Below are 12,955 nucleotides of genomic sequence, written 5' to 3'. Positions count from 1 at the left end.
GGTGGCGGCGCCGTCACTCGGCGAGGCCGCGTACGGTTAAGTTGATGCATCAACCTAAGAGGGTTAGGTTGATGCCCCGGCCGACGGGATCCCGCCGCGTCCGAGTCGAGCGGGATCGGCCCCACGAGGAGGACACATGACGGTCGAAGTGATCGACGCACCCGAGGCGAAGCGCTACGAGGCCCGTGTCGACGGCGCGTCCAAGGTGGCGGGCGTCGCGCAGTACATCCGTACGACGGAGCTCGTCGCGTTCGTGCACACCGAGGTCGAGGTGGAGTACGAGGGCGCGGGTGTCGGGTCCGCGCTGGCCCGCACGGCCCTCGACGAGGCACGCGCCGCGAACCTGCGGGTGCTGGCGACCTGTCCCTTCTTCGCGGGCTATATCAACAGGCACCCCGAGTATCAGGACCTGCTGTACCAGTCCCGCAGCAGGGTCAGTGACTGAGAAGCCGGGCGCGGCGGTGGTGGAGGCGGATATGGGCGGCGAATCCGGGCGCAAGACGTACCGGGCGGAGTCGATCACGGTGACCTTCGAGGCCGGGCGCTGCCTCCATGCCGCCGAATGCGTCCATGGCCTGCCCGAGGTGTTCGACACGGCGAAGCGGCCGTGGATCCGGCCGGACGCGTCCACGGCCGAGCGCCTGGCGGAAGTGGTGCGGCGCTGCCCCTCGGGCGCGCTCCGGTACGAACTCGTCGACGGCGGGACGGAGATCCCCGACCGGCCCACCATGATCACCCGCGGCGCCACCGGGCAGTTGACCGTGCGCGGGGACCTGAATGTGGACACGCCGCAGGGCGTACGCAGCGAGACCAGGGCCGTCCTGTGCGGCTGCGGGCAGAGCCGCCTCCAGCCGTACTGCGACCACGCGGGCCCCTGCGGCCGGTGACGCGGCCGCCGCCCGCGGCGAGGGGCAGCCCGTGGCGAGGGGCAGAGCCCGGCCGCCGCTACTCGTCGTGCGGCGGCCGGACGGGATGCTTGCTCATGACCGACACGCGGTTGAACGCGTTGATGGTGACCGCCACCCAGATCGCGGCTGAGATCTGGTCCTCGGAGAGGACCTGTCGGGCGGCTTCGAAGGCCGAGGTCCCTGCCGCGGCATCCACCGGATCGGTCGTGGCCTCGGCCAGCGCAAGGGCGGCGCGCTCCGGGGGAGTGAACAGGTCGGTGTCCCGCCATGCGCTGAGGACTCCGAGTCTCCGCGGCGATTCACCGGCGCGCAGGGCCGCTCGGGTGTGCGTGTCCAAGCAGTAGGCGCAGCCGTTGAGTTGCGACACGCGGAGGTTGATCAGCTCCACGGTGGTGCGGTCGAGCCCGGCCTCGGAGGCTGTCGCCCGGACCGTCTCCGAGACCTGCACCAGGGCGTGGAAGGCCTTGGGGCTCTGTTTGTCGATGAAGATCCTGCGGGGCTCGGAGCTGTGGGTGCGGTCGCTCACGGCGGGGCCTCCTTCGGGCCACGCTCGGAGTGGCCCGTGTTCGTGCGGGTGCGGGTGCGGGTGCTTGGGCCGTCGGCCCGTCCTGTGCCATCCTAGTTGACGTGACAACCAAATCGTGCGGGAGGGGCTCTCCATGAGCAACGCGGAAACCGATGTCGCTGCTCTGCGCTGCGGTGAACTCGTCGAAGGCGACCGGCCGGCGCAGGCCCCCGCGGTCGATGTCCTGTCGGCGCGTGACGTCCCGCTCGGGGGCCCGCGTGCGCTGCGCGTGCGGCGGACGCTGCCCCAGCGGGCGCGCACACTCATCGGTGCCTGGTGCTTCGCCGATCACTACGGCCCGCACGAGGTCGCCGTCTCGGGGGGTATGAACATGCCCCCGCATCCGCACACCGGACTCCAGACGGTGAGCTGGCTGTTCAGCGGCGAGGTCGAACACCGCGACACCCTCGGCACCCACGCCTTCATCCGGCCCGGCGAGATGAACCTGATGACCGGCGGACACGGCATCGCCCACTCGGAGGTCTCCACCCCGGACACCACCGTCCTCCACGGCGTCCAGTTGTGGGTCGCGCTGCCCGGAGAACACCGCCACGCCGCCCGGGACTTCCAGCACTACGTGCCCGAACCCGCGCAGGTCGACGGGGCCGGGATCAGGGTCTTCCTGGGCTCGCTCGCCGGCCGGACCTCCCCGGTCCGGACCTTCACGCCGCTGCTCGGCGCCGAGATCGTCATCGAACCCCGCGCGACGCTCACCCTCGCCGTGGACGCGACGTTCGAGCACGGCCTCCTCGTGGACACCGGAGACATCCGCTTGATCGACACCGTGCTGCGGCCCGCCGAACTCGGTTACGTGCCCAGCGGCGCCGACACCCTGACGATGGTGAACGAGACCGACGCCCCGGCGCGGGCCGTCCTCATCGGAGGTCCTCCCTTCGGTGAGGAGATCGTCATGTGGTGGAACTTCGTCGGCCGCAGTCACGAGGACGTGGTGCAGGCCCGCGAGGAGTGGGAGGCCTCCTCCGACCGCTTCGGTGTCATCGAGGACTTCCCCGGCGGCCCCCTGCCCGCACCGGCTCTGCCGAACGCCGTCATCAGACCGCGCCGGAACCCGCCGACCCGCTGACCTCCCTGACGAAGGGCACGTCAGAGATGAACTGCCTTTCGCTGCAAGGGAGTTGGGAGTGCGCGGGCAAGGCGCATTTGGTTGACACATCAACCGCCGATGCTAATGTAGATGACGCGTCAACCACTTAATCGGACGGATCGTCATCCCGGAGAGGGACCCCATGAGCAATGGAACGAAGTCCGGACTGCAGGCGCTGCTGACGCCCGAGGAAAGTGTGGTCGTCCTGATCGACCACCAGCCGTTCCAGTTCGCCAACCTGAACAGCCACGAACCCACGATGATCGTGAACAACGTTGTCGCCCTGGCCAAGACCGCCAAGCTGTTCGACGTGCCGACCATCCTGACGACCGTCCTGGAGGAGCGCGGCGGCTACCTCATCAAGGGGCTGCAGGACGTTTTTCCGGAGCAGAAGCCGATCAACCGCACGCTCATCAACACCTGGGAGGACGAGCGCGTCGTCGACGCCGTCAAGGCGACCGGCCGCAAGAAGCTGATCATCGCCGGCCTCTGGACGGAGATCTGCGTCGCGATGCCGGCGATACAGGCGGCGGGCGAGGGCTTCGATGTCTTCGTCGTCACCGACGCCTCGGGCGGCGCCTCGAAGGAAGCGCATGACATGGCCGTGCAGCGCATGGTCCAGGCGGGAGTGGTACCGATCACCTGGACGGCCGTGGCGAGTGAGTGGCAGCGCGACTGGGCGCGCGAGAAGACCATCTCGGCCATGACCGAGGTGCTGCTTGAGCACGGAGGCGCCACCGGCGTCGCCTTCGCCTGGGAGACGCAGCTCCTCGCGACGGGACGCGCCGGAAACAGCATCTGACCCGGCTGGGGAGCGGGCGCCCGTCTGCGGCGGACACTGCCCGTCGCCGACCGGCGCCTGCCGCCGACCGGCCTCCTCGCGGCCGGCGGCCGGCCTCCTCGCGGCTTGCGGCCGGTCAGCCCGTCGTCGACGTCGGCTCTGGTGGGTCTTTGAGCCGAAGACCCGCCGCTGTACAGTGAAGTACGCCCCTGACCTGCAGAAAGCTAGCGGGGAGCTGTCTTCTAGGAGTCCGAAGTGCTGCGTACTCTGTTCAAGTCCAAGATCCACCGTGCCACCGTCACCCAGGCCGACCTGCACTACGTCGGGTCCGTCACCGTCGACGCCGATCTCCTCGACGCCGCCGACCTGCTGCCCGGTGAGCTGGTCCACATCGTCGACATCACCAACGGCGCCCGTCTGGAGACGTACGTCATCGAGGGTGAGCGCGGCTCGGGGGTCATCGGCATCAACGGCGCCGCTGCCCACCTCGTGCACCCCGGCGATCTGGTGATCCTCATCAGCTACGCGCAGGTCTCCGATGCCGAGGCCCGTGCGCTGAAGCCGCGGGTCGTGCACGTGGACGGAGACAACCGGATCGTGTCGCTCGGCTCGGACCCGTCCGAGCCGGTACCGGGCTCGGACCAGCAGCGGAGCCCGCAAGCCGTCCCGGCGGCCTGACCCGCATCGCATCCGCACAGCATCCGCATCGGTTCCCGTACCCACGAGGAGAATCCATGAGCGACATCACCATCCGCGACGACCGGGGCCGCGGCCTCCTGGAGGCGTACGCCGGCGACGAAGTGGCGGGTCGCATCGCGTACTTCGTCCTCGAAAGCCCCACCCCCGCCCTCGTCCCGGTGCACACCACCGTGGAGTCCGCCCATGAGGGCAAGGGCATCGCGGGCACCCTCGCTCGTGAGCTGTACGCGATCTCCGAGCGCGAGGGCGTGCCGGTCGCGCCGCTCTGCCCGTACGTCGTGAAGTGGGCCGAGCGGCACCCTGCGGAGGCGCCGGTGGCCGACCCCGCCCTGCTGAGCGCGGCGAAGGGGTGGCTTGAGGCGCACCCTGGGCGGTTCTGAGCGAACCCCTTGCCGGGGCCCGGCCCCCCCAACGGGGCCACATGGGCCCCGTTCGGACCGCGACCGAGTGAGTGGGTGCGCGGGAGCCGGGTACGCGGGGGAGAAGTCCAGAGCCGACGTTCCCTCTGGCTGGAGGACATGATGACGCAACCGTTCCCCGACCCCGTACATCCGGATCCCACGCCCGGTCCGGGCCCGGACCGGCCGCAGCCCTTCCCGGAACCGGACCCGGTGCCGACCCCGACGCCCCGTCCGGTCCCCGGCCCGCCGCCGCGCCCGGCCCCCGGCCCGGACCCGACCCCGTCCCCGGAGCCCCAGCCGGACCCGTTGGGCTAGAGACGGCCACGAAAAGGGGCCGGTGGCGAGGCGTGAACGCCTCGCCACCGGCCCCTTTCAGGGGCGCGGGGCTGTGACATCGTGCGGCTCCGCCGCGGGGCGCGCTCAGCCCCCACGCACCCGCACCCCGCAACGAACCCTCAGCCCTTCACCCCCGCAGGCGTCAGCCGGAGACCTCGGAGCGGTCCCCGCCCCACAGCGTGTGGAACGACCCCTCGCGGTCGGTCCGCCGATACGTGTGCGCCCCGAAGAAGTCCCGCTGCCCCTGCGTGAGCGCCGCGGGCAACCGCTCCGCACGCAGCGCGTCGTAGTAGGCGAGCGCCGCCGCGAACCCGGGAGTCGGCACGCCCTGCTGCACGGCGGAGACGAGCACCGCGCGCCAGTCGTCCTGCGCCGCCGCGATCTCCTGCGCGAACGTGTCGTCGGAGAGCAGGCTCGGCAGATCCGCGCGCGCGTCGTACGCGGCCCGGATCCGGTCGAGGAACGCCGCCCGGATGATGCAGCCCCCGCGCCAGATCGAGGCGACCGCGCCCAGGTCGATGTTCCAGTCGTACTCGGCGCTGCCGGCCGAGACCTCGTGGAAGCCCTGCGTGTAGGACACGATCTTCGACGCGTACAGCGCCTGCTCCACCTGGTCGGCGAAGGCCGACGCCTCGGACTCGCTCAGCGCCGTCGCCGAGGGACCGGCGAGCCCGCGGGAGGCCTCGCGCAGCGCGCTGTGGCCCGACAGCGACCGGGCGAAGACCGCCTCGGCGATACCCGACACCGGAACGCCCAGGTCGAGGGCGATCTGCACGGTCCAGCGGCCCGTGCCCTTCTGCTCGGCCTGGTCCTGGACCACGTCCACGAACGGCTTGCCCGTCGCCGCGTCCACGTGCGACAGGACCTCGGCGGTGATCTCGATCAGGTACGAGTCGAGCCGCCCGGTGTTCCAGGTGCGGAAGATGTCGGCGATCTGCGCGGGGGAGTAGCCGGCCACGTCGCGCAGCAGCTGGTACGCCTCGCCGATCAGCTGCATGTCGGCGTACTCGATGCCGTTGTGCACCATCTTCACGAAGTGCCCGGCGCCGTCGGGGCCGACGTGCGTGACGCACGGAGAGCCGTCCTCGGCCTTCGCGGAGATCTTCTCCAGCATCGGGCCCAGCGACTCGTACGACTCGACCGGACCGCCCGGCATGATGCTGGGGCCGTTGAGCGCGCCCTCCTCGCCGCCGGAGATGCCCGCGCCGACGAAGTGGATGCCCTGCTCGCGCAGCTCCCGTTCCCGGCGCCGGGTGTCCGCGAAGTGCGCGTTGCCGCCATCGATGATCATGTCGCCGGGCTCAAGGAGCGGGGCGAACTCCTGGATCACCGCGTCGGTGGGCTCGCCGGCCTTCACCATGATCACCAGTCGGCGGGGCCGCTCAAGGGCGGCCACGAACTCCTTGGCCGTCTCCGTCGCGATGAAGTCGCCCTCGCTGCCGAACTCCTCCACCAGCGCGTGCGTGCGCGCCGCCGTCCGGTTGTGCAGGGCGACGGCGTATCCGTTCCGCGCGAAGTTACGGGCGAGATTGCGCCCCATCACCGCGAGTCCCGTGACGCCGATCTGCGCTGAGTTGCTCATACGGTTTGGCTCCTAAGATCCTGAATCAGTGGTGCCGGTCCTGCCCGCCAGTATTGACCCACCGACCATCCTGACTTGCCGGTTCTCCGACCGCACATCCTGCCTTGCCGACGTTGTGTACGCAGAAGAGGCGCCCTCGCCTCAGCCTCACGGCGAACTTCACCCCCGTACCTGCCACCGGCATGGGCGCGGGCCGTCGCGAACGAAGGCGCATTCCTGGTCACTTGGCGGGATACGGAGGCTGATTGCCCTCTTGTCATGGCCTGTTAGCAGCGTTTACTTTTGCCGCTCCTGACGCTTGTTTAGGGGGCACCTTCATGGCCGTACGCGGTCGGCACCGCCGGTATCAGCCCAACAGGATCAACCGCGCGTCACTCACTGTCACGGTGGGCGGTGCCGGAATGGCGATACCGCTCATCGGGACCGGCGTCGCGAACGCGGCCGATGTGGACACCTGGAACAAGGTCGCCGCCTGCGAGTCGACCAACAACTGGAACATCAACACGGGCAACGGCTACTACGGCGGGCTCCAGTTCAGCCAGTCCACCTGGGAGGCCTACGGCGGCCGGGCCTACGCGGCCCGCGCCGACCTCGCCACCAAGGACCAGCAGATAGCCGTCGCCGAGAAGGTCCTGGACGGTCAGGGGCCGGGCGCCTGGCCCACCTGCTCGCAGCGGGCGGGGCTCACGCGCGGTGGCGACAGCCCGGACATCAGCCCCTCGGGCACCTCCACGCAGACCGCCAAGCGCAAGGTCGACGTACAGCCGCAGACCACGCCCCAGTCCCGGGCCGGCACCGCCGAGATGTACACGGTCGTGCACGGCGACACGCTCTCCGAGATCGCGGGCACCCGCAAGATACCCGGCGGCTGGCGGCAGTTGTACGAAGCCAACCGCAGGACCGTCGGCGCCGACCCGGACCTGATCGTCCCCGGCCAGCGGCTGAGCCTGCACGGCAAGGCGCCCGGTTCCAGCGGCACCTCCACGTCGTCGTCCGGCAAGGCGCAGACGAAGGACAAGAAGGAGAAGAAGGACAAGGGGGGCAAGAGGGAGAAGGCGGAGAAGACCGAGGAGAAGTCGGAGAAGAAGACCCACTCGGTCACCCACACCCTCGTCGCCCCGGTGAGCGCCGGTACCGGCACTCCGTACCACGCCACGGGTTCCTCCTGGTCGAAGGGCTACCACACCGGCGTCGACTTCCCGGTGGCGACGGGTACGTCCGTCAAGTCGGTCGGGGCGGGCAGCGTGGTGACCGCGGGCTGGGGCGGATCCTTCGGCTACCAGGTGGTGATCCGGCACGGCGACGGCCGCTACACCCAGTACGCCCACCTGTCCGCGATCTCCGTGAAGGCCGGGCAGAGCGTGGGTGCCGGCCAGCGCATCGGCCGGTCCGGTTCCACGGGCAACAGTTCGGGCCCGCATCTGCACTTCGAGGTGCGGACGGGGCCCGGTTTCGGCAGCGACGTCGATCCGGTCGCGTACCTGCGCGCCGGCGGCGTCAGGATTTGACGCAGGAGCGCAGCACCATCGGGGCGGGCAGCAGGGGCAGGCACGGAAGGCCGTAGTGGAGGCCTTCCGGCCACGCCACTCCGTCGTCCGGGCCGTCCGCCGGCATGTCGCCGGTCGGCGGGGGCCCGTTGGACCCGGGCGGCGGCACCAGGGCCGCCCCGCGTGCGGCGGCGAGCATTCCCCCGGCCGCCACCGGCGACCCCTCCCGGCCGCCGGGCACTCCGGTCCCGGACGGGCGCGTGTGGTCACGTACGCCGCCATGGCCCGTGCGCGCGGCCGGTGCGACAGGCTCGCTCCGCACCGCAGGCACCGTGAACGATTCTTCTCGTGCACCCGTCGGCGTATACGCCTTGTCCCGCACGCCAGAGGAGATCCGCCGCTCGGCGGAGCCGGAACCGGACGCTGAGGCGGAGACCGCGGGCCGCTCGGGAGGAAAAAGCGCGGTGGCCTGCTCGATGGGGCTCGGCACGGTCTCCGGAGCCGCGGCCCGGGACAGGTCCTGGGGCACGCCCTGGGCCGTTTCCTGGGACTCCGCGGCCACGGACGCCGCTCCGGCAGCCGACGGAGTCGTGGCGGGCACGACCGGCTGCGTACGCTCCGAGCCGCTGATCCGCTCCGTGGTGAGCAGGATCAGACCGCCCGCGGCGACGACCCCGCAGCCGAGGGCGAGCATCGTGCCCGTCTCGCCGTAGCGGAACGTCTCGCCGAACATCGTGATGCCCACCGCCGCGGCCACGATCGGGTTCACGACGGTCAGCGTGGCCAGCGGGGCCGCGAGCCCGGCGCCCCGGTAGGAGGCCTGCGACAGCAGCATTCCGGCGGTCGCCAGCACGCCGATCACGGCGAGGCTCGGCAGGTCGCCGAACGCGACGCCACCGGTCCAGTCCACCGCGACGGTCTTCGTGAACACCGACGACATACCGAAGGCGACACCCGCGGCGATAGCCAGCAGCACACTGCGCACGGCCGGGTGCCGGTGCGCCGCGCGGGCCGCCGTCATCAGCGCCACCACCGCACCGCCGGTGACCAGGGCCACCACGACGCGCTGGGCGCTGTTCAGGGACTGCGAGTCGGCGGTGCCGACCAGCGCGAGGATTCCGGCCAGACCGACCGTCGCCATGATCGCGCCCCGCCAGGCGGCCGCCCCGGCCCTGCGGCGGACGAAGACGGCGGCCATAGGCAGCGCGAACACGATGGTCAGCGCGCCCAGCGGCTGGACCAGGCTGAGCGGCCCGTAGGCCAGCGCCACGACGTGCAGCAGTCCGCCGAGTGCGTTGAGACCGACCGCGGCCCACCAGGCGAGCTGGCGCATGGGCGCGTACGTACGGTCGGGCGTGGTCGCCGCGACGCGTTCCTGCACGATGGCCCCGCCCGCGTAGGCGACGGCGGAGACGAGAGAGAGAACCACGGAAAGCACGAGTGCGCTCATGCCTCTCTCCTCTGCGTGTGGCGGACGCGCTCCGGCGGGTGCAGAGTCCGGTGCGGCGAACGGTCGGCTTCCATGGTTATGACGATCCCTTGTGAAAGGTCCCGTGTCGTCGTACCTGAGCAGTCATTGGGTCCTACTGCCGATGGAGTACGTCTTGGGCCGAGTCCTCCCCAGGTCGGGTGACACGAAGTACAACCCTCCCTCCGGCGCCGTTATGCCCCCTTGGTGTACTTGTTCTTCGTGAATCTCGATCCGGGCCTCGATCGGCTCGCCGCTCTCGAAGGTTTCTTCGCCCTGCGCACGGGACGGCCGCGCCCGCGCGCCGGACGGCCCCCGCTGCCGACGCTCGCCGAGGTCTACGCGACACCGGGCGGCACCTGTGGGTGTCGGGGGGACGAGGAGACCGATCCGCTCACCTTCCGTGTCCGCAAGGTCGTCCGGCTGCTGGCCGCGCCGGAGGTGCGCGTCGGGGTGTCCGTGGCGCAGCAGGGGCTCGCCGCCCGGCTGTGGTCGGTGGCCCTGGGCGCGGCCGTGCTCTACGGACGGGTGCCCGACCTCGATCCCCGCCTGCTGCACTGGGACGCCGACGGCGGCGCCCCCGACGACCTGTGGCTCTCTGAGGTGCGCGCGCTGCCCGGCGACGCGGCGACGATCCGGCGGCTCGTGCACCACGGCCACCTGGAGCCCCTCTCGGCGGCGCTGCGGGCCCGGCACCCGGTGGCCGCGGGGCTGCTGTGGGGCAACGCGGCCTCCGCCCTCGCGAGCACCGCCCGCCTGCTCGACGGCTGGGCCGCCGCCCGAGGCCGTACCGACGTACGCGATCACGTACGCGCGCTCACCGCCGAACTCCTCGACCACCCAGACCTGAGGGACACCGGGAACCGGGACGGAACTTCCTTTCGGCGGCGCAGTTGCTGTCTCTATTACCGGGTACCCGGTGGCGGGTTGTGCGGGGACTGCTGCTTCACGCAGGCACCGCGCTCTTCCCTGACCGACCCATCTGGGTGACCATGTGGGAACCAGCCGCAGAGACAGGGGGTTCCGGGTGCGAGTGGGACTGCTGACCCGCGAATATCCGCCGGATGTGTACGGCGGGGCGGGAGTCCATGTCGAGTTCCTCGCCCGGGAGCTGAGGCCCCTCACCGACCTGGGCGTGCACTGCTGGGGAGAGGGCGCCGGCGGCGGGGTGGTCCGGCACCGGCCCTGGCCCGTGCTCGACGGCGCCAACGACGCGCTGCGCACCTTCTCCGTGGACCTCTCCATGGCGGCCGCGCTGGAGGACCGCGACCTCGTCCACTCGCACACCTGGTACGCCAACCTCGCCGGCCACCTCGCGAAGCTGCAGTTCGGCGTCCCGCACGTCATGACCGCCCACTCGCTGGAGCCGCTGCGCCCCTGGAAGGCCGAGCAACTGGGCGGCGGTTACGCCCTGTCCAGCTGGGCCGAGCGCACCGCGATCGAGTCGGCCGACGCGGTGATCGCCGTCTCCGGTGCCATGCGCGAGGACATCCTCGGCTGCTATCCGTCCCTGGACCCGGCGAAGGTGCACATCGTGCACAACGGCATCGACACCAGCCTCTACCGCCCCGACCACGGCACGGACGTCCTGGAACGGCTCGGCATCGACACCGCGCGCCCGTACGTGCTGTTCGTGGGCCGCATCACCCGGCAGAAGGGTGTGCCGCATCTGCTGCGCGCGGTGCGCGACATCGACCCCGCCGCACAGGTCGTGCTCTGCGCGGGCGCGCCGGACACCCCCGAGATCGACCAGGAGTTCCGGGTCCTCTTCGAGGAACTGAGCCGGGTCCGCGAGGGCGTGCACTGGATCCCGCAGATGCTGCCCCGCCCCGAGGTCATCCAACTCCTCACCCACGCGGCCGTGTTCGTCTGTCCCTCGGTCTACGAACCGCTCGGCATCGTCAACCTTGAGGCGATGGCCTGCGGAACCCCGGTGGTCGCCTCCCGGGTCGGCGGCATCCCGGAGGTCGTTGAGGACGGTGAAACCGGGGTACTGGTGTCCGTGGACGAGGACTTCGAGACAGGACTCGCGCAGGCGCTGGACTCGGTCCTCGGGGATGCCGGGGCCGCCCGGCGGATGGGCGAGGCCGGACGGCAGCGCGCGGTGGGGGAGTTCGGCTGGGACGCCGTCGCCCGGCGGACGGTCCGGCTCTACGAGGAGATCCTCAAACAGGCGTAGTCCGGCCTGCCGGAAGGCAGGCCCGGATCAATGAGGGTTAGGGGAGCGGCCATGCGTCGTGGTGGACCTTCGGTGCTCGGGATCGTGCTGGCGGGCGGGGAAGGCAAACGCCTGATGCCCCTCACCGCGGACCGTGCCAAACCAGCGGTCACGTTCGGAGGCACGTACCGCCTCGTCGACTTCGTGCTGTCGAACCTCGTGAACGCGGACATCCTGCGCATCTGCGTGCTGACGCAGTACAAGTCGCACTCGCTCGACCGGCACGTCACCACGACCTGGCGGATGTCCAGCCTGCTGGGCAACTACGTGACGCCGGTCCCGGCCCAGCAACGCCTCGGCCCGCGCTGGTACCTGGGCAGCGCCGACGCGATCCTGCAGTCCCTGAACCTCGTGTACGACGAACAGCCCGAGTACGTGGCGGTGTTCGGCGCCGATCACGTCTACCGCATGGACCCGCGTCAGATGCTCGCCCAGCACATCGACAGCGGGGCGGGCGTGACCGTGGCCGGTATCCGCGTCCCGCGGGCCGAGTCGTCGTCCTTCGGGGTGATCACCCCGGGCACGGACGGGCAGACGGTGGAGCGCTTCCTGGAGAAGCCCACGGATCCGCCCGGTCTGCGAGACGACCCCGAGTGCGTCTTCGCCTCCATGGGCAACTACATCTTCACCACCAAGGCCCTGATAGAGGCGCTGCAGCGGGACGCCGAGGACGCGAACTCCGTGCACGACATGGGCGGTTCGATCCTCCCCCAGCTCACCGACCGCGGCGAGGCCAGGCTCTACGACTTCAGCGACAACCACGTGCCCGGCGAGACCACCCGCGACCAGGGCTACTGGCGTGACGTGGGCACCCTGGACGCGTACTACGACGCCCATATGGACCTGATCGCCGAGCGGCCCGCCTTCAACCTCTTCAACCGCAGCTGGCCCATCTACACCAGCTCCGGGCAGCTGTCGCCGGCCCGGTTCAACGCGGGCGGCATCGCGAGCGAGTCGATCATCAGCGCGGGCTGCCTCATCCGGGGCCAGGTCACGCGCTCGGTGCTCTCCCCGGGCGTCCTCGTCGACCCGGGAGCCGTCGTCCAGGGGTCGATCCTCCACGACAACGTGCACATCGGACGGGGCGCGGTCGTGCGCGGCGCGGTCCTCGACAAGAACGTGGAGGTACCGCCGGGCGCGACCATCGGCGTCAATCCGGAACGGGACCGGGAGCTCTACACGGTCTCCAAGGACGGCGTGATAGCCCTCGGCAAGGGCCAGATAGTGCCGTAGGGGTGCCGTAGGACGCTTGCGCGCCGGAGCCCGTCGAAGAGGTGAGGTCGGCCACTCAGGTGCGCCTTGTGGGCCACACGGGTCCCGCTCGTGTCGCGGGTAGCGGCGGGAGCGGGACTTAATCTGCTGTTAACTGAGCGTAGCTTGATCGTACTTGACCGTAATCGTCCAG

General features: G+C 70.7%; 12 protein-coding genes and 2 pseudogenes. 11 read left to right on the top strand and 3 right to left on the bottom strand.

Annotation, left to right across the window (positions count from 1 at the left end):
• The first annotated feature begins 136 nt into the window (after positions 1-136).
• Both J8N05_RS27355 and J8N05_RS27350 read left to right on the top strand, forming a co-directional pair.
• Positions 137-445: a GNAT family N-acetyltransferase gene (locus tag J8N05_RS27355; protein WP_210887189.1), complete on the top strand. Its 309-nt coding sequence runs from the start codon at positions 137-139 to the stop codon at positions 443-445.
• A 31-nt stretch (positions 446-476) separates the two neighbouring features.
• Entirely contained in the window at positions 477-887 is a 411-nt protein-coding gene (locus tag J8N05_RS27350) for a (4Fe-4S)-binding protein (protein WP_210890422.1), read from the top strand.
• A gap of 58 nt (positions 888-945) precedes the next feature.
• Here the strand turns inward: J8N05_RS27350 and J8N05_RS27345 are convergent, their stop codons facing one another.
• The gene (locus J8N05_RS27345) at positions 946-1,434 is read right to left on the bottom strand and encodes a carboxymuconolactone decarboxylase family protein (protein ID WP_247706514.1); all 489 of its coding nucleotides are present in this window, start codon (positions 1,432-1,434) and stop codon (positions 946-948) included.
• A 133-nt stretch (positions 1,435-1,567) separates the two neighbouring features.
• Here J8N05_RS27345 and J8N05_RS27340 point away from each other — a divergent pair, with 133 nt between their 5' ends.
• The 4 genes from J8N05_RS27340 to J8N05_RS27325 all read left to right on the top strand — a co-directional run bounded on the left by J8N05_RS27340 (position 1,568) and on the right by J8N05_RS27325 (position 4,438).
• On the top strand, positions 1,568-2,557 hold the full coding sequence (locus tag J8N05_RS27340; RefSeq protein ID WP_210887183.1) for a pirin family protein: 990 nt from the start codon (positions 1,568-1,570) through the stop codon (positions 2,555-2,557).
• A gap of 163 nt (positions 2,558-2,720) precedes the next feature.
• Complete coding sequence (locus J8N05_RS27335; RefSeq protein ID WP_210887180.1) at positions 2,721-3,380, top strand: hydrolase; 660 nt, start codon at positions 2,721-2,723, stop codon at positions 3,378-3,380.
• 234 nt (positions 3,381-3,614) lie between these two features.
• Positions 3,615-4,037, top strand: coding sequence for an aspartate 1-decarboxylase (panD, locus tag J8N05_RS27330; protein ID WP_210887177.1), 423 nt, complete (start codon positions 3,615-3,617; stop codon positions 4,035-4,037).
• A 56-nt stretch (positions 4,038-4,093) separates the two neighbouring features.
• Entirely contained in the window at positions 4,094-4,438 is a 345-nt protein-coding gene (locus J8N05_RS27325) for a GNAT family N-acetyltransferase (protein ID WP_210887174.1), read from the top strand.
• Between the two features lie 499 nt (positions 4,439-4,937).
• On the opposite strand, the gene gndA is transcribed toward J8N05_RS27325, so the two are convergent.
• Positions 4,938-6,377, bottom strand: coding sequence for an NADP-dependent phosphogluconate dehydrogenase (gene gndA / locus J8N05_RS27320; protein ID WP_107019361.1), 1,440 nt, complete (start codon positions 6,375-6,377; stop codon positions 4,938-4,940).
• A 317-nt stretch (positions 6,378-6,694) separates the two neighbouring features.
• Between gndA and J8N05_RS48330 the strand changes: the two are divergent.
• Both J8N05_RS48330 and J8N05_RS48325 read left to right on the top strand, forming a co-directional pair.
• Positions 6,695-6,985: pseudogene (locus J8N05_RS48330) on the top strand (transglycosylase family protein); the annotation flags it as partial.
• 501 nt (positions 6,986-7,486) lie between these two features.
• Positions 7,487-7,885 (top strand): annotated as a pseudogene (locus tag J8N05_RS48325) (M23 family metallopeptidase); the annotation flags it as partial.
• Here the strand turns inward: J8N05_RS48325 and J8N05_RS47575 are convergent.
• Positions 7,875-9,314 (bottom strand): DMT family transporter, encoded by a 1,440-nt coding sequence (locus tag J8N05_RS47575; protein WP_247706513.1) that lies wholly within the window; start codon positions 9,312-9,314, stop codon positions 7,875-7,877. The pseudogene J8N05_RS48325 and the gene J8N05_RS47575 overlap by 11 nt on opposite strands.
• Before the next feature lie 240 nt (positions 9,315-9,554).
• Here J8N05_RS47575 and J8N05_RS27305 point away from each other — a divergent pair, with 240 nt between their 5' ends.
• Genes J8N05_RS27305 through glgC form a run of 3 tightly spaced genes read left to right on the top strand, consistent with a single transcriptional unit; the run spans position 9,555 to position 12,783 of the window.
• Positions 9,555-10,322: a (2Fe-2S)-binding protein gene (locus J8N05_RS27305; protein ID WP_210887168.1), complete on the top strand. Its 768-nt coding sequence runs from the start codon at positions 9,555-9,557 to the stop codon at positions 10,320-10,322.
• Between the two features lie 37 nt (positions 10,323-10,359).
• Positions 10,360-11,511 carry a glycogen synthase gene (gene glgA, locus J8N05_RS27300; RefSeq protein WP_210887165.1) on the top strand — a complete coding sequence of 384 codons (1,152 nt, stop codon included), beginning with the start codon at positions 10,360-10,362 and terminating at the stop codon, positions 11,509-11,511.
• A 51-nt stretch (positions 11,512-11,562) separates the two neighbouring features.
• Positions 11,563-12,783 (top strand): glucose-1-phosphate adenylyltransferase, encoded by a 1,221-nt coding sequence (glgC, locus tag J8N05_RS27295; protein ID WP_210887162.1) that lies wholly within the window; start codon positions 11,563-11,565, stop codon positions 12,781-12,783.
• The last annotated feature ends 172 nt before the right edge of the window (positions 12,784-12,955 follow it).

The organism is Streptomyces liliiviolaceus (assembly GCF_018070025.1).
GTDB classification, from domain to species: domain Bacteria; phylum Actinomycetota; class Actinomycetes; order Streptomycetales; family Streptomycetaceae; genus Streptomyces; species Streptomyces liliiviolaceus.
This window is presented reverse-complemented; position numbering and strand designations above follow the sequence as displayed.